We start from the raw sequence: 16,668 nt of genomic DNA, 5'->3' as shown, positions 1-16,668 counted from the left end.
TGGAGAGTAGCCGCAGCCATTCAGCGCTAGACGTTTGTGGACGGAAACTAGACTAGCGCAGCGCGCTCTTGACCGATATAGCGCCGCCGACCTATCCAGCCATGAGAGGCTAATTCATGCCGTTTTGGAACACCCGCAAGAAATTCGCAGGAACGTGGGAGGATCGACTCGACGGGCTGTTTTCGTGCGGGGTAGACTACGCCGGCAAGACGATCCTCGACGTCGGCTGCAATATGGGCATCGTCGCTTATGAAATCGCCAAGCATAGGCCGGCTTACATCCACGGCATCGATATCCTGAAACCGCATATCGGCGTGGCTCGCTCGATCTTTCTGGGATCTGGCGTCGAAAGCCGATTTGATGCCATGAACTTGGGGAGCCGAAAGCTTCCATCCGTTCTCAGGGACAGCTATGATGTCGTTCTGCTCCTCGCTGTTTACCAGCATGTCCGCAGGGATTGGGCCAGGATAAGGCTGATCGCATCTTTGCCGACATCGTCAACCGCGCACAGACCGTAGTGGCGCGGTTCCAAAAGAAAAAGATATTCGTCTTCAGTCTTTAATCGAGGGCGCTGGATTCAGCATATCTCATCGCCACCAGTCGCCGCGCGGTTGCACGGTTCAGGCTTTTCATCGCCACTAGAATGCCGCGCACTAGCTTGCCTTTACGACAATCGCCTGCCCCGTTGGAAGTTCGATGACACCTTCCGGGCGGTTTTCGAAAAATTGATCAAAGGCCTTTCGGGCTCCAGGACAGAGCGCAGAGCCGTAGTCGTCACATATGATCATGCCATTCGCGCAGACCCGATCGTAGAAGAAGGCGAGCGCGTCACGTGTCGGCTCGTAAAGATCGACGTCAATATGGACCAGGGCGAAACGCCGGTCAGATACGTTGGAAAGAGTTTCCGGTATCCATCCGACATGAAAAGTGGTGTTGCTGAAGTCGGAAATATTCTCTCTGGCTACCTTCTCGTCGGTGCTGAGATCGCCGGACTTCCATGGCGTTCGGCCGTTTGGCTTGCGGTCCTCTGCGGTCGGTTCCGAGAGGCCAGCGAACGAGTCAAAAAGGTGGTAGTGCCGTGGCCGAAGATCGCTCATCAGCATGAATATCGTCGACCGGCCTTGCCTTACGCCGCATTCGGCCACATCGCCGTCGATACGCTCGATCGATCGCAAGCAGCTTTGCAGGACGAAAGCCCGGGGATCTGGAATCCCACGGATGTTTTTGACCCGCTGCAGCGCCTTTCGGAAAAACGGCTGGTCTTTCCAGACCATATGACTGGAATAAACATAGAAGCCGTATTTGTCGGCCTTCTTCTGAGAGACCTTATACCAGGCCACGCCTCTGCGTTTTTTCGAAATGACAGCAAGTGCCGCGTCTCTCAATTTCATCCTGTATCCTCCAGCATTCGACATGTCCATAACACGGGCAGAAGAGTAAGCTCTACCGGCATCAGGCGCGGAATGAAATCGAGTTCCGGCTGAGGGACATTAGCTTATCGAGCGCCGCAAGGAAGCGCTTTCCGGTGCTCGTAATAAGCCTATGCCTGGAATGGAACTCCCATGCAGTGCGACTCAAGATCACGGGTCATGTGCCTGGGCCGGTGCGGAAACAGGCGCGCAGCCGGGCTTCCCTGGCCGTTCTCCGGCATGAGCGCCAGCGCCAGGCATTGTCGATCGCTAATTCGGGAGGTTCAGTCGACTGCCCCGACCAGAACATCGGGGTGTTCGATTATCGCGACCCAGCGCCCGGTATGCGTAGACGACTGCCTTTTTATAAATCGATATCCAGTTAGCGACCAAGGCTTCACATCGTCGTTGAGGTTGTCGAGCACATAGTCGCCTTTGTCGGTCTTGACGGTCAGCACCGCGTGCCCCTCGCCGTCCTGCTTCCTGACGACGGTGATCAGAAGGTTCGACAGCGATATGCCCTGCTGCCTGAGCAACTGGCGCTTGAGCAGGACATAATCCTCGCAGTCGCCGAGCGCGTGGTCAGGATAGGACCAGAATTCCATCATGCCGTGAACGTCCAAATCGCTCGCGGGCCTGATCGATCTGTTCACCAGCTTGTTGACGGAGGCGAGCTTGCCTTCCATGCCCGCCGACAGAAGGACTGGAGCGCTCCTGCCTGATCGTATCGCGCACTCCGCGGCCCGCCGTCTGCAGAATTCGATGTAGCCGACAGGGATGGAGGTTGGCTGCCCGGTGGCCATGGCGCCAGGCACGACGTCGGCCGAAGCCTTCTCCATCGGCGTCGCGGACATCATCAAGCCTATCAGTAGGCCGGCACACAGCCATGCCCGCGGTACCACCAATCCCATTCGCCCCGCCCCAGAGGTAACAACCCGAAACAATCTTTAATATCGCGTTACCATCTTTTCATAAGCGCATCAACACAGCCGCCGCACATTTTAAAGCGACGGTCGCGAACCACCTGATGGTGGGCGCCGCGCGGTCGCCCGATCAGCAAATTATGCGTTCACCCGATCAGGGGAATTGTCCCGCTTTTACGTCATCGGCGTTCTTCGGCAGCTCCGCTTACCTGGACCTGATGACGGCGCCCGACAGGTATCTGGCCGCGCAAACGCCGACAGGCGGCCAAAAAAATTGTAGCCAAATTTGTCGAAGTCCAAGAGCTGCGGGACCTCGCATGGATTCTCATACATTCGGATACACTTCGATAGCACTCGGGCAAACCTCTGCGACAGGCCCAGCGTAGTTTCATCCGTGAGCAGGAAGCCTCGTCATGATGGCGAGACAGAGAGCCGACGGGATTTCGCAAAGCAGGAGTCAATTCCGCGCGAGCCGCCGTCGGCGGGTCTGCTCATTATGAAAGGACAGTACGATGAACAAACTTGTAACCGCTATCGCCCTCCTCGGCCTGTCGACAGGAGTCTCGCTCGCTGCCAATCAAAACCCGGACCGCGACCCGACCCGCGGCTTCGCTACTGGCGTCGACAACAGCGGAATGACCTTGGATACCAGTCACACGGCTTCCTTGCCTCAACCGGTGGTCGCTCCGCAAGAAGAACAGCCACAGCCCGGCAAGGTCCTTAGGGGTCGTGCGCCATGGGCGGGCGGCCGTTGATGCGCTGAACTTTTCCTCCCATGCAAAATTGTCCAATCACCCCGCATTCAGCGGGGGTGGTTGGACAAGGGCGCCCGGGAAAATCGCGCCGATAGGGTGAATTCAATTTCTCAGGCGAGCGTGTCGAGGCGCCATGGCGAACAACCATGCGACAAGGCAGGCTCGGGCGACTTCTTCAGCGTCTCGGAAATGACCCTGGCAGCAGGGGAAGATCAAAGCTCAGGTCCCGAATCAACCTGCCGAGCGCCCCTGATCGTCGCTTCAAGGTCGATTTCGACGCCATAAGCGCTAGCGATACGCGCGTAGAACGTCGACGCCGGCTCACGACCGGCGTGCCGGACCTCATAGGATTCTAGCGCGCGCTCAACCACGTCGGCGATCGAGCGGTTCTCGCGCCGAGCCAGCCGGTGCGCAAGATCACGCGCCTTTGCGCTGCGCACGGAAAGCCGCGCTTCGACCATATGGGACTCCCTTTGCCGTTGATAGAGCTTAATGGCTTTGCTAGCGAGACGCCAGTTGATGGCGTTCTGATGGGGGGCCATCCGGGATGCCGTCGTTCAAGCGATCGCCGCAAACCGGCGCCGCGCCGTTTGGTGGCACCCCCGCAATAGCGCAAGATGTATAGACAACCGGCCGCAACTGGTGTTCGTTTCCAATCCGACCGCATGGTTTTTTTTCGGGAATGCAGGAAACCGCCATGGACGCCGCTCGCCTGTTCGACCTGACGGGAAAAAAGGCGCTGGTGACGGGCGCCAGCCGCGGCATCGGCCAGGCATTGGCGGAGGCGCTGTCGGCGGCCGGCGCCGATGTGGCGGTGACCGCCCGCGACGAAAATTCCCTTCGTGAAACGGCGGACCGAATTAGCGCACATGGGCGAAGGTCGCTTTGCCGGTCTCTCGACGTGCTCGACACCGATCGCATCCGCGTGGTGGTCGACGAGGTCGCGGATGCCTTTGGTCGGCTCGACATTCTGGTCAACAACGCCGGCTACGAACAAGTCCAGCCCTCGCTCGACGTGGACGAGGCGGTATGGGACCGCATCGTATCGACCAATCTGAAGGGCGCCTTCTTCTGCGCGCAGGCTGCGGCGCGGCGGATGGCTGACGACAACAGCGGTGGCGCGATCATCAATCTTTGCTCGCTGACCTCCTATGTCGGCATTCCGACCGCGGTGCCCTACGGCTCGTCCAAGTCCGGGCTTCTGGGCATGACCCGCGCACTCGCCGCGGAATGGGCATCGCTCGGCATCCGCGTCAACGCCATCGCTCCGGGGTATTTCCATACGGCGATGACGGACGCCTTTTACCAGGATCCCGACTGGCAGACGGCGATGCTGGCCAAGATCCCTCAGCGGCGCTTCGGCACGATGCAGGATCTGGCCGGCGCCGTCGTGTTTTTGGCGAGCGGGGCATCCGCCTATGTCACCGGGCATTGCCTCCCGGTCGACGGCGGCTATCTCGCATCCATCTGAGCGACTGAGATGCGGCGCAACGAGGACTGTGTAGACCGAGCTTGTATATGGTTGTATATACCACCTGACACGCTGGACGTTCTTGCATGCGACCGGCGACAAAAGGGGAACCACAATGCAGGAGCGTTTTCGGGCCGCAGCTTCGCACGAAGCGGAAGGCGACAGGGAAATCGCCGTCACGGTCCGCAACGTCGGGATGGACTTCGATGGGGTTCAAGCCGTCAAGAATGCGTCCTTCGATCTGCCGAAGGGCCGGTTTCTCACCATTCTCGGGCCGTCTGGGTCCGGCAAGACAACCCTCCTGCGCATGATCGCCGGGTTCCAGACCCCGAGCAGCGGCGAGATCTTCATCAACGGTGAAGCGGTGAGCGCGGTGCCACCGCACAAGCGGTCGATCGGCATGGTCTTTCAGAGACTTGCCTTGTTTCCTCATATGACGGCGGCCGAGAATGTCGCCTTCCCACTGAAGATGCGTCGGCGCGACGCACGCACCATTCCCGACCGCGTCGAGCGATATCTCGCGCTGGTCCGGCTCGGAGGCTACGGCGGCAGGCGCATTCACGAACTGTCCGGCGGGCAGCAGCAGCGCGTCGCGATTGCGCGCGCGCTGGTGTTTGAGCCCGACCTGCTGCTTCTCGACGAGCCGCTCGCCGCACTCGACCGCAAGCTGCGCGAGGAAATGCAGCTCGAATTCCGCCGCATCCAGCGTGAGCTCGGCGTCACCACGATCAATGTCACCCACGACCAGCGCGAGGCGCTGGTGGTTTCCGACGATATCGTCGTCATGGATCAGGGCGAGATCCAGCAGAAGGCACGGCCGATCCACACCTACCGCCAGCCCCGCAACGCCTTCGTCGCCAATTTCATCGGCGTCACCAACTTCATTGCCGGCACGGTACGGGCCGTATCGGAAGCGGGCGACGTCTCTATCTTTCGGGGCGATCTGATGCTTGCCGGAAAGGTCGGCGATCCGGTCAATCCGCCTGCCGAGGGCGACAAGGCATCGGGAGCGATCCGCGCCGAACAGATCCGTCTCGCCGGCGATGCTGCGCAGCTGTCGAAGCTCGATTGCATGCTGGCCGGAACTGTCACCGACACCATCTTCGAAGGCGAGCGCATGGTCTACGAGGTCGCCTGCGCCGCGATTGGCGACGAGGTCATTCGCGTTTTCGACCATGATCCCGCCGCGCACACGCAGTTCGACATAGGCGAAAGCGTGTTCCTGGGGTGGAACGCCAGGGACATGCTTGTTTTTCGATAGAACCGGAAACCGGTCAAACCCAGAGGAGAATGCAGATGAAGCGCTTTAAGCCGAAGATATCCCATCTTTCCCGCAGAACCTTCCTTCAGGCCACCGCCGCGCTTGGCGGCGCCTCGGCGCTCGGCCTGCGCGGCGCCTATGCGCAGGAGCCGGAAAAGCCGGCGGAGATCATCGTGCGCGCCTGGGGCGGCAGCTGGGTGGATAGTTTGAAGGCTGGCGTGTCCGACAGCTTCACCAAAATGACGGGGATTGCTGTCCGTCACGACCTGACCGAAGACAACGAGATTCAGCCCAAGGTCTGGGCGGCCGTAGCGCAGAAACGCGTCCCGCCGATCCATATCAACTGGGACACCACCACCAATGCCACGAAATCGGCACTGCGCGGCGTGACGGAAGACCTCTCCGACCTGCCGAACCTCGCCAATGTGACGGACCTTGCCAAGCCGGCCGGCCTGGAAGGCTTCCCGATCGTCAATACCTACGGTTATGTCTATGTGCTTGCCTATCGGCCTGCGGCATTCCCGGATGGACCGCCCAAGTCCTGGAAAGATCTGCTCGACCCGAAGTTCAAGGGTCGGCTTGCCTTCTACAATGACGGCATCGGCTTCCATTTCCCCGCCCAGGTCGCCGGTGGTGGCAAGCTGGAGGACATTCCCGGCAACATGCAGCCGGCGTGGGATTTCATCACCAAGATGAAGGCACAGCAGCCGCTGCTGGGCGAGGATCCCGACTTCACCACCTGGTTCCAGAACGGCGAGATCGACGCCGCCTGCACCATCTCGACCAACGCCCGGGAGGCGCGCAAGAACGGCGTCAAAATCGAATGGGTGGTGCCGGAAGAGGGTGCAAAATTCGACACTGACGGTCTGTGGATCCCCAAGGGCCTGCCGGAAAACGAACTCTACTGGGCCAAGCAGTACATCAATCACGCCTTGACCAAGGAAGCCCAGCAGATCTGGCTGGACGGGCTTGGCTTGCCGGGCGTGGTGCCGGGCCTCACGCCGCCGAAGGATCTGGTGGGCGATCCGTCCTATCCGACCACCGAAGCGGATTTCCAGCGCCTCATCCGCATCTCGTCGAAGATCCAGGTCGAGAATGAGAGCGAGTGGTTTTCCAAGTTCAAGGCGATCATGCAGGGCTGACGCCGGTCGGCCGGTGCTGCGCTAACTCTTTGTTTTTACGCAATTCCGGACGGAAAACCGCTATACACTTTTCCTGGAATTGCTCTAGCGCGGCACCGGCTCCTTGACGACGTCGGATACGGATTTTCATGCGGGCAGCCAGGACAGCCTATCCCCTGACATGGCGCATCATGGATGCGTTGGAAGGCGTTGCCGCCGCTATCTGGCCGGCGCGGTTCAGGCGCGCTACGCCCTATCTGATGCTGCTTCCGGCGGTGCTGCTTGTCGGGCTGCTCGTGCTTGGTCTCATCCAGATCGCGGATGCCAGCCTGCGCACGCTAGACACCACCACCTTCCAGTTCTCCGACGACTATTCCATCGCCAATTTCCGCCGCGCGCTGACCGAGCCACTGTTCCTGGTCGTCGCGCAGCGCAGCCTCGTTGCCGCCCTGATCGTCACCGCGGTGACGCTCGTCTTCGCCTTTCCCTACGCCTATCTGATGGTGCGCACGCGTTCGCCGGGATTGCGCAAATTCCTGCTGATCGCGCTGTTCCTGCCGTTCTTCATCGGCCAGGTGGTGCGTGCCTATGGCTGGCTGATCATCCTCGGCAACCAGGGCATGGTGAACGAGGCGCTCGGCCTTGTCGGGGTGGCCCCGATGCGGCTCATCTATAACTACCCCGCCGTGCTGTTCGGCCTCATGCAATACATGCTGCCGTTTGCCGTACTGATGCTGGCGCCGGCACTCACCGCCATTCCCGAAGAGTTGGAGGCAGCCGCTGGATCGCTCGGCGCGAACTGGGTTCGCACGTTCATCCACGTCGTGCTGCCACTCGCTCGTCCAGGCTTCGTCGGCGCCGGCGTGGTGGTGCTGACGCTTTCGCTCACCGATTTCGCAGTCCCTGCGATCCTTGGCGGCGGCTCGCAGGACTTTATCGCCAACGCCATCTACGACCAGTTCTTCCGCACCTCCGACCAGGGTCTCGGCGCGATGCTGGCGCTTATGCTGGTCGCTCTCGGGTCAATCCTTGTCGGCTTGGTGTTCGCGCTGTTTGGAGCCGGAACGCTCGCCATGGGGAGGTCGCGGGCGTGATCGGCTCGCGCAGCAAATCGATTGTCCTGTGGACCCTGGTGACGATCGCCCTGGTGACGCTTTCGGCGCCGACGATCGTTGTGCTCGGCGCTTCCTTTACCGGCGGCAACATCATTACGTTTCCGCCGGATGGACTGTCGCTGCGGTGGTACGCGCGTATTTCGCAGGCCTCCGACCTGCGCAACGCTTTCCTGCGCACGCTCCAGGTCGCGACGGTCTGCACGATCGTTGCCATTCCAGTGGGCACGCTGGCCGGCATCGCGCTGGCGAAATATGCGGTGCGTTTTGAGAAGACGATCCAGATCTATCTGCTGCTGCCATTCACCATCCCGCTGATCGGATCGGGCATCGGCCTCATGCTGATCTTCGGCAACGCCGGCATTCTCGGCCAGCTCTGGCCAGTCGGCATCGCCTGCTGCGTCATCAACCTGCCCTTCATGATCTGGGCGGTGACGGCGAGCGCCACCGGGCTTGACCCGGACCTTGAACTGGCCGCCGCCAATTGCGGCGCGCCGCCGCTCCAGGTGTTCTTCTCCGTCACCTTGCCGGCGGTCATGCCGGGGGTGATCACCGGCTCGCTGCTGATGTTCATCCTTGCGCTCAACGAATTCCTGGTCAGCCTGCTGCTCGTCGATGCCCGCATCGTGACGCTGCCGGTGCTGATCTACAACTCCATCCGCTCGATCATCACGCCGGATCTCGCCGCGATCTCCGTGGTCTTCATCGCCTGCTCGGCCGTCGCCGTTTTCCTGCTCGACAGGCTGGTCGGGCTCGACATCTTCCTGAAATCGAAATGAGGAAAGCCGGCTCGTCGGGCCGCAAAGGAAATCCTATGCCAAACGTATCATTCCACGATCTGAGCCAACTCGACGCCGCCGCTCGTTCGGCATTGATGCGGCGCTCAGAGACCGATCTCTCTGGCTTTATGGAGAAGGCCGCACCGATCATCGAGGCGGTCCGAACAGAAGGCGACGCCGCGCTCGTTCGCTTCGCCCGCGACTTTGACAAGGCAGATCTCGATGCCAGGCGACTGAAGGTCAGCCCCACCGAGTTCGACGCCGCCTTCGGCATGGTCGACGAGGACGTGATCGCCGCCATTCGCTTCGGCATCGACAACATCCGGCATTTCCACGAAGAGCAGAAACCGGAAGCGATGTGGCTCAAGGAAATGCGGCCCGGCGCCTTTGCCGGCGACCGCTTCACGCCGATCCGCTCGGTGGCGCTCTATGTCCCGCGCGGCAAAGGGGCGTTCCCTTCGGTGACAATGATGACCGCAGTGCCCGCAGTGGTGGCGGGCGTCCCGGAGCTTGCCATCGTCACGCCGCCGGCGCCCGATGGTTCGGTGGACGCAGCGACGCTGGTTGCGGCGCGCCTCGCCGGCGTCGAAACGGTCTACAAATGCGGCGGCGCGCAGGCGGTGGCCGCAGTCGCCTACGGCACAGGGACGGTCACGGCCGCGCTCAAGATCGTCGGTCCGGGCAGCCCCTGGGTGGTTGCGGCCAAGCGGCTGCTCGCCGGCGTCATCGACCCTGGCCTTCCCGCCGGCCCGTCCGAAGCGATCATCCTCGCCGACGACAGCGTGCATGGCGGGCTGGCCGCGCTCGACCTCCTCATCGAGGCGGAGCACGGACCGGACTCGTCTGCCTATCTGGTGACCCACAGCCGCCGCGTGGCGGAGGAGGCACTGGCGGCGCTGCCGGAGCACTGGGCGCGCATGAGCGAGCAACGGGTCGCGTTCTCCACCGCGGTCCTGACCGGCGCCTGTGGCGGCATTGTGCTGACGGCCTCGATCGAGGAGAGCTACCGCTTCATCAACGACTACGCACCGGAGCACCTGGAGATCCTCTCCACCGACCCCTTCGCGCACCTTGGCCACATCACCGAAGCTGCCGAGATCCTGATGGGACCGCACACGCCGGTCTCGATCGGCAATTTCGGGCTAGGCCCCAACGCCGTGCTGCCGACCAGTCGCTGGGCGCGTACTTGTGGACCGCTCTCGGTCACGGATTTCGTCAAACGCTCTTCGATCGGCTACGTGACGGCCGCGGCCTATCCGGAATTCGCGCGCCATGCCCGCACACTTGCCCGCTATGAAGGCTTCTCCTCGCATGAACACGCCGTCTCCGACGTGCGCGACCGATATTTGGCGCGGTAGCGGACGATGAAGGCGGCCAGACTCCATGCGGCGGGTGATTTGCGGGTTGAGGACGTGCCATCTCCCGGCGAACCAGCGCCTGGCTGGGTGCGGCTCAAGGTGACGGCCGCCGGCATTTGCGGCTCCGACCTCCACAACTTCCGGACCGGTCAGTGGATCAGCCGCGCGCCGAGCGTCGCCGGACATGAGTTCGCTGGCGAAGTGACTGCCGTGGGGGCCGGCGTGTCCCAGTTTGCGCTCGGAGACCCGGTTGTGGCCGATTCGCGCTTCTGGTGCGGCGAATGCCCTGCTTGCCGCGGCGGCCGGCATAATGTCTGTGCCACACTGGGCTTTGTAGGCGAGGTCTGCGACGGCGGCTTCGCGGAAGAGACGCAGCTGCCGGCGCGGCTGCTTGTGCGCCACGACCCCATGCTCGATCCCGCAATCGCCGCCATGGCGGAGCCGCTGGCGGTCGCCCTGCACGCAGTGCGGCGGCTGTCGGCGCCGGCCGGGGCGCCGGTGCTTATTGCCGGTTGCGGCCCGATCGGCGGGCTGGCGGCGCTGCTCCTGTCGCGGCGCAGCGAGAGACCGGTGCTCGTCGCCGACCGCAATGCAGCGCGTGCGGAGCTTGTGGCCGAGGTGAGCGGCGCGACCGTCGTCGACCTGGACGCCCTGCCCTGTGATCCCAATCTGCGCCATGCCCCCAATCCGCGCCATGCCATCGACGCGACGGGCAGCGTGGCGGTGATGGCGCGGCTGCTCGATGTCTTGGCCGGCGGCGGCACGCTGGCGCTGGTCGGCATTTCGCATGGCCGCCTCGACCTCGACCCCAACTTGCTGGTCGAGCGCGAGATCGCGCTTGTCGGCTGCCACGCCTTCGCCGACGAGCTTGCGCCGGCCGTCTCGATGCTTGGCGATCTCGCGCCCGCGCTGTCGCGCTTCGTGTCCGACGAGATCGCGATCGGCGAAATTCCCGCCGCTTACCAGCGCCTGATCGCCGGCGTGAGCGGCGGGTTGAAGACCATCGTCCGGATGGAGAGCGGACGATGATCAGGCTTACCGAAACCGCCGGGCCGCTCTACGAAAAGGTCAAGGACTACGTGCTTGGCAATATCGGCAGCGGCAACTGGCCGAAGGACCGCAGGCTGCCTTCCGAAAACGAGCTGGTCAGCACGCTCGGCGTCTCGAGGATGACGGTGCACCGGGCGCTGAGGGAACTGACCTCGGAAGGCCACCTGCTGCGTATCCAGGGCGTAGGCACCTTTGTGGCGCCGCCGAAACCGCAATCGGCCCTCATCGAAATCAGGAACATCGCCGGCGAGATCGCCGCGCGCGGCGCACGCCACAGGGCCGAGGTCATCGTCCTCGAGAAGATCCGCAATCCGGCGCTGGACCTCGTCGTCGCCTTCGAGTTCACGCGCCGCAGACCGGTCGCCCATTCGATCATCGTGCATTTCGAAGACGATGTGCCCGTCCAGCTCGAGGAACGCTTTGTCAATCCGGCGCTCGCACCCGACTACCATCGGCAAGATTTCGTGGCGACCACCACTTACGACTACCTGCAGCGGGCGACGCCGCTGACGGAAGTGGAGCATGTGATCTCGGCCGTCGCCGCAGAAGAGATGGCGGCCCGCCATTTGATGATCCGACCCGGCGACCCCTGCCTGCTCCTGCATCGGCGGACCTGGTCGGGCGCGGCGGTCGCCACCGTCAACAAGCTCACCTATGTCGGCAGCCGCTATTCGCTGGGCAGCCGCTACGCGCCCTCACCCGCCGCATGAGCAGCGACGGCCCGCCAGGCAGGGCGGGCGGCGGCGCTATCGGCCAAACGGCTGCCTTGATAGGCAATCAGCTCCGCCTGCGCCGCCGCCGATCAGATCATTTCGGGTCAAGCCTGGCCGCCGGTCAAATTGCACCGGAGCGGCCAGACTGATTGGCCGACCGTTCAAACCAAACCGGGGACCACGAAAACCAGCCAGGCGATGACAGGGCCGATGATGGCGATAAGCGCGCTGTAGATCAGCAACGTCTTCAGCACGCCCTCGCGCTCTGCTTCCCGGGCATTGGCGACGACCAGCGCACCGTTGGTCGAAAACGGGCTGGTGTCGACGATGGTGGTGGAGATCGCGATCGCCGCAACCACACCTATGGCACTGATCTGTCCCTGCAGGAGGAAGGGCACGGCCAGTGGAATGATGGCTCCCAGCAATGCCGTGGACGAGGCGAATGCCGATACAATGGCGCCGGTGAAGCAGAGGAGGAGTGCAACCAGCAGCGGCATGCCCAGGCTTGAAATGCCTTGGGCGACGTAGTCGATCGTGCCGATCTTCTCCATGACGCCGACATAGGTGATGATGCCGGCGATCAGGAGCACCGTCGACCAGCTGACCTTGTCGATCGCTGCCTTTTGGGTCTTCGGCGAGAGGAGCGCGAGCGCGACCGCGACGGTGATCGCCACCAGGCCGACATTGAACTTGAAGACAAGTGCGCCGACCGCGAGCGCGGTTAGGCCGACTAATGTCGTCAGCCTTTCCGTAGTCAGGCCGGAAAGCGCCGACACATTTTTTGTCTGCTCCTCAAAGACGTGATGGCTGATCGGAGTAGCCGGCGTGCCGCCGTGGCCGACGATTGACTGCGTCACGCCTTCGGGGTGGAGGTCAGGCAGCGGTCCCGACGCGACCGAATACTTACGCAGCACCTTCGAGCCGCCGAAGACGAAGAATACGAGGACGGCGATGGCCAGGTTGAAGAAGAAGCTGGAGAGAAACAGTGATGTCGGCGCGAACGGCAACCCCGCCTTTTCGACGATCTGGTTGGTGATGCCGCCATAGACGCTGATCGGCGAAAAGCCGCCCGCCTGTGCACCGTGAATAACCATCAATCCCATCATGACCGGATTGATGCGGTACTGGAACGCAAAACCCAGCGCCACCGGGGCCAGGATGGCGACCGCCGCAGGTCCGAGCGCACCGAAGCCGGTGATGACGGCCGCGACCAGGAACATGACCCAGGGAATCCAGGCCACATGCCCGCGCACCAGTTTGACCGCGCCCTCGACCAGCCAATCGATAGTACCGTTGATCTGGGCGATGGCGAACAGGTAAGTAATGCCGACCAATGTCAGGAAGAGATCGCTCGGGAAGCCAGCAAATATTTCCGCCGGCTTCATAGCCATGACGAGCGAGCCGACCAGAAAGGCGCATGCGAAGGCGAGCGCGCCCATGTTGATCGGCTGCATGGTGGCGATCACGAACATGCCGATCAGCAGCGCAATCGACAGAATCTGAATGTTCATAGCTTCCTCCCTCGGGAAACGCCTTCAGGCGCCCGTTCTCATTTCCATCGGTGGTAGATCAGCCTGCGTTGGTCTCGCTCCCAAGCACCAACGCAGGGTCGTCAGCGCCTCCTAGAGCCGGATGATTTCAGGAGTTGACCTGAAATCTGAATCTGGTTCTAAATCAAAGAGATAGAGCATGATGTCGTCCGAAAACCGCTTCACACTTTTCGGCATCATGCTCTAGGAGGCGGGCATGTAAAGGTTGCTGAACCGGTCGCGCAGAAGGTTCTTCTGCACCTTTCCCATGGTGTTGCGCGGAAGGTCCTCGGCGAAGATCACCCGTTTCGGCTGCTTGTAGCGCGCAAGGCGGTCGCGCAGCGCGTTCAGCACCGCCTTTTCGTCCATTGTGGCACCGGGCTTGAGCACCACGATGGCCGTCACCCCCTCGCCGAAATCCGGATGTGCAATGCCGATGACCGCACTCTCGGCGACACCGTCGAGTTGATCGATCTCACCCTCGACCTCCTTCGGGTAGATGTTGTAGCCGCCGGAGATCACCAGGTCCTTGTCGCGGCCGACGATGTGGAGATAGCCTGCCTCATCGATCTTGCCGAGATCGCCGCTGATGAAATGGCCGTCCTTGGTGAACTCCGCCGCGGTCTTTTCAGGCATCCGCCAATAACCCCGGAAAACGTTCGGGCCCTTGATCTCGATCATGCCGGTTTTGCCTGGTCCGAGCGTCTCGCCGGTGGCCGGATCGGTGACCCTCACCGACACGCCCGGGAGTGGGAAACCTACTGTCCCTGCCCTTCGCTCGCCGTCATAGGGGTTTGAGGTGTTCATGTTGGTTTCGGTCATGCCGTAGCGTTCGAGGATGGCGTGACCGGTGCGCTGCTTGAATGCGGCGTGCGTTTCAGCGAGCAACGGCGCCGAGCCGGAGATGAACAGCCTGATGTTGGCGACCGTCTCCCGGTTCAGGCCCTCATGCTGCAGCAACCGGACATAGAAGGTCGGCACGCCCATCATCAGCGTCGCCCGCGGCATCAGAGAAAGGATTTCCTCCGGATCGAACTTTGGCAGCAGAAACATCGAGGCGCCGGCGATGAGCGTGACATTGGTCGCCACGAAGAGCCCATGCGTGTGAAAAATCGGCAGCGCGTGGATCAGCCGGTCGGCTGCCGTCACCTGCCAGCATTCGCGCAGTGCTATTGCATTGGACAAAAGGTTGTCGTGCGTCAGCATTGCGCCCTTGGAACGGCCGGTGGTTCCAGATGTGTACAGGATCGCGGCGAGATCGTCAGGCGCGCGCGCCGCGTCGAGAAAATCGTCAGACTCGTCCCGGGCCAACTCCATGAGCGACCCGGCGCCGTCCGCATCGAGCGTTTCGACAATCGCGCCGTAGCCGTGCGCGATCCTCTCGACATCAGTTCGCGACTTCGAGGAGACGATGACGAGCCGCGGTTCCGCGTCACCGATAAAATAGTCGAGTTCAGTCAGCGTATAGGCGGTATTCAGCGGCAGATAGATCGCCCCGCAGCGCACGCATGCGAGATAGAGCATCAGAGCCTGCGGGCTCTTGTCCACCTGGACCGCGACGCGGTCGCCCGGGCGAACGCCGAGCACATCAATTGCGCTGGCGATCTGTCCGGAGAGCCGCAGCGCATCTGCATAGGTCCAACGCTGACCATCAATAGTCTCGATGAAAATCGACTCGCCTGACTTGGCGGATGCTCGCATGGCGTCGAACAGATGATTGCTCATTGAACTCCTCCCAATCTGCTTGTTAGGTTTTCTGCATTTCTGTGCGGCGTCGACGAATCGGGGCCGCGATATCGGTGTCGGTCGAAGCGGTTGCCGCCAGTTTTCTCACCTCCGGCGAAGCGGCTATTTCGCCATGCTGCGCCAAGGCTTCGTGGTTCGCCTCGATGTCGTCCAACTTGTAAAAGTAGTTGACCATCAAGCCGTGGGACTGCCGCATCGCCTTGGCGGAGCGATCGGCGAGGAAGTTCAGCCGTTCAAGGCGAGCGCCGTTGCCCAAATGAAAACGCGCCACAGGATCGACCGGCCGTCTGCCGGTGGCCCGTTCCCTAATGAAATAGCGTGCGGCGAGCGGGAGAAGCACCGCTTCAACGGCCTGTGCCTTCTGCGGATTGTCCGCCCAGCCCGGATCGTCCAGCAGCTCGAGCGTCTTGAGGGTCCGATCATCGAGGCTGGCATCGGCCGCCTTGCGCAGTCTTGCCAGCCAGCCAGCGAAACCCGGAACCGGCGACAGCGTCACGAAGGTCTTCAAGCCGGGCAGGTCGCGGCGCAAATCCTCCACCACCTGCTTGATCAGAAAATTCCCGAAAGAGATGCCACGCAGTCCGTCCTGGCAGTTGGAGATAGAATAGAAGACAGCGGTGGTGGCGTCCTGGGCCGTGATCGGCGAACGGTTTACATCGAGCACATCAGCGATGGCGGAGGGAATCGCCCTGGTCAGCGCAACCTCGACGAAGATCAGCGGATCATCTGCGAGACGCGGGTGGAAGAACGCAAAGCATCTGCGGTCGGCTGGAGCTAGCCTCCGCCGCAGTTCCTCCCAGCCGGCGATTTCATGCACCGCCTCGTATCTGATGATCTTCTCCAGGATGTCGGCCGGCGTCGACCAGTCGATCGGACGCAGGGTCAGAAAACCGCGGTTGAACCATGAGCCGAACAGGTGGGCGAAGTCGGCATCGACGGCGCGAAACGGTTCCGTCGCATCCTTCATGGCTAATAGGCGCTCGCGCATCTCCACCAGCCTTGCCGTGCCTTTGGGGGCCAGGTTCAGTCTGCGCACCAGTTCCTGGCGACGCGGCTCGGCGGCCTGGTGCAGTTCGATGACGGCGTCCGAGCTCCTGTCGCTGCGGTAGCGCTCGATGGCTTTGTCAAGCTTGGCGATGTCTGGGCCGAACTGTTCGTGCAGCATGCGCACGAAGTCTTGCTGACCGGCCGCGTCCAGTTGGGCCCAGCGCCGAAGGACCTCTGCGGCCAATGCCATGCCCGAGGCCTCGCCCCGGCTCGACAACAGCATGTCGCAGAGTGTTTCGATATTCGTCTCGGCTTGGACCGGTTCGCTGCGCGCGCCTGCCGCAACCAGCCTGCGGCCGCGATCGGTAATGCTTTGCACCATATCGCTAAAGAACGAGATGCCTGCCATGTCGGAGTCCCTCCTGGCAAAAAAATCGAAATCGGCGCAAGCAGA

At 62.1% G+C, this 16,668-nt stretch carries 16 protein-coding genes; 10 read left to right on the top strand and 6 right to left on the bottom strand.

Going from position 1 to position 16,668, the window contains the following annotated elements; translation table 11 throughout:
* The first annotated feature begins 116 nt into the window (after positions 1-116).
* A complete protein-coding gene (locus AC0L2V_RS07460; protein ID WP_473509495.1) occupies positions 117-518 on the top strand; it encodes a class I SAM-dependent methyltransferase in 402 nt (133 codons plus the stop codon).
* A gap of 135 nt (positions 519-653) precedes the next feature.
* Here the strand turns inward: AC0L2V_RS07460 and AC0L2V_RS07455 are convergent, their stop codons facing one another.
* Positions 654-1,391, bottom strand: coding sequence for a TylF/MycF/NovP-related O-methyltransferase (locus tag AC0L2V_RS07455; RefSeq protein WP_023799626.1), 738 nt, complete (start codon positions 1,389-1,391; stop codon positions 654-656).
* 302 nt (positions 1,392-1,693) lie between these two features.
* The gene (locus tag AC0L2V_RS07450) at positions 1,694-2,320 is read right to left on the bottom strand and encodes a transglutaminase-like cysteine peptidase (protein ID WP_473509493.1); all 627 of its coding nucleotides are present in this window, start codon (positions 2,318-2,320) and stop codon (positions 1,694-1,696) included.
* A gap of 524 nt (positions 2,321-2,844) precedes the next feature.
* Between AC0L2V_RS07450 and AC0L2V_RS07445 the strand changes: the two genes are divergently transcribed.
* Positions 2,845-3,087: a hypothetical protein gene (locus AC0L2V_RS07445; RefSeq protein ID WP_473509491.1), complete on the top strand. Its 243-nt coding sequence runs from the start codon at positions 2,845-2,847 to the stop codon at positions 3,085-3,087.
* 212 nt (positions 3,088-3,299) lie between these two features.
* Here the strand turns inward: AC0L2V_RS07445 and AC0L2V_RS07440 are convergent, their stop codons facing one another.
* A complete protein-coding gene (locus tag AC0L2V_RS07440) occupies positions 3,300-3,548 on the bottom strand; it encodes a plasmid stabilization protein (RefSeq protein WP_473509489.1) in 249 nt (82 codons plus the stop codon).
* Between the two features lie 236 nt (positions 3,549-3,784).
* Between AC0L2V_RS07440 and AC0L2V_RS07435 the strand changes: the two genes are divergently transcribed.
* From AC0L2V_RS07435 to hutC, 8 genes are all read left to right on the top strand, one after another.
* Complete coding sequence (locus AC0L2V_RS07435) at positions 3,785-4,558, top strand: SDR family NAD(P)-dependent oxidoreductase (RefSeq protein WP_473509487.1); 774 nt, start codon at positions 3,785-3,787, stop codon at positions 4,556-4,558.
* Between the two features lie 115 nt (positions 4,559-4,673).
* The gene (locus tag AC0L2V_RS07430) at positions 4,674-5,819 is read left to right on the top strand and encodes an ABC transporter ATP-binding protein (protein ID WP_473509486.1); all 1,146 of its coding nucleotides are present in this window, start codon (positions 4,674-4,676) and stop codon (positions 5,817-5,819) included.
* Between the two features lie 35 nt (positions 5,820-5,854).
* Positions 5,855-6,961 carry an ABC transporter substrate-binding protein gene (locus AC0L2V_RS07425; protein ID WP_473509484.1) on the top strand — a complete coding sequence of 369 codons (1,107 nt, stop codon included), beginning with the start codon at positions 5,855-5,857 and terminating at the stop codon, positions 6,959-6,961.
* Between the two features lie 128 nt (positions 6,962-7,089).
* Positions 7,090-8,034: an ABC transporter permease gene (locus AC0L2V_RS07420; RefSeq protein WP_473519792.1), complete on the top strand. Its 945-nt coding sequence runs from the start codon at positions 7,090-7,092 to the stop codon at positions 8,032-8,034.
* A complete protein-coding gene (locus AC0L2V_RS07415) occupies positions 8,031-8,831 on the top strand; it encodes an ABC transporter permease (RefSeq protein WP_473509483.1) in 801 nt (266 codons plus the stop codon). Before AC0L2V_RS07420 ends, AC0L2V_RS07415 begins: the two co-directional genes overlap by 4 nt.
* A 35-nt stretch (positions 8,832-8,866) precedes the next feature.
* Positions 8,867-10,189, top strand: coding sequence for a histidinol dehydrogenase (gene hisD, locus AC0L2V_RS07410; RefSeq protein ID WP_473519791.1), 1,323 nt, complete (start codon positions 8,867-8,869; stop codon positions 10,187-10,189).
* A 6-nt stretch (positions 10,190-10,195) separates the two neighbouring features.
* Positions 10,196-11,218, top strand: a complete 1,023-nt coding sequence (locus tag AC0L2V_RS07405) for a zinc-dependent alcohol dehydrogenase (protein WP_473509479.1) — start codon at positions 10,196-10,198, stop codon at positions 11,216-11,218.
* The gene (gene hutC, locus AC0L2V_RS07400; RefSeq protein WP_287307349.1) at positions 11,215-11,949 is read left to right on the top strand and encodes a histidine utilization repressor; all 735 of its coding nucleotides are present in this window, start codon (positions 11,215-11,217) and stop codon (positions 11,947-11,949) included. The genes AC0L2V_RS07405 and hutC overlap by 4 nt, the downstream gene beginning before the upstream one ends.
* Positions 11,950-12,113: 164 nt before the next feature.
* Here the strand turns inward: hutC and AC0L2V_RS07395 are convergent, their stop codons facing one another.
* The 3 genes from AC0L2V_RS07395 to AC0L2V_RS07385 all read right to left on the bottom strand — a co-directional run bounded on the left by AC0L2V_RS07395 (position 12,114) and on the right by AC0L2V_RS07385 (position 16,623).
* On the bottom strand, positions 12,114-13,463 hold the full coding sequence (locus tag AC0L2V_RS07395; RefSeq protein WP_128172146.1) for an SLC13 family permease: 1,350 nt from the start codon (positions 13,461-13,463) through the stop codon (positions 12,114-12,116).
* A 222-nt stretch (positions 13,464-13,685) separates the two neighbouring features.
* Positions 13,686-15,206 carry a malonate--CoA ligase gene (locus tag AC0L2V_RS07390; protein ID WP_473509477.1) on the bottom strand — a complete coding sequence of 507 codons (1,521 nt, stop codon included), beginning with the start codon at positions 15,204-15,206 and terminating at the stop codon, positions 13,686-13,688.
* 22 nt (positions 15,207-15,228) lie between these two features.
* Entirely contained in the window at positions 15,229-16,623 is a 1,395-nt protein-coding gene (locus AC0L2V_RS07385; protein ID WP_473509475.1) for a malonyl-CoA decarboxylase, read from the bottom strand.
* Between the last annotated feature and the right edge of the window lie 45 nt (positions 16,624-16,668).

Source organism: Mesorhizobium sp. WSM4814, from assembly GCF_055811595.1.
This window is presented reverse-complemented; position numbering and strand designations above follow the sequence as displayed.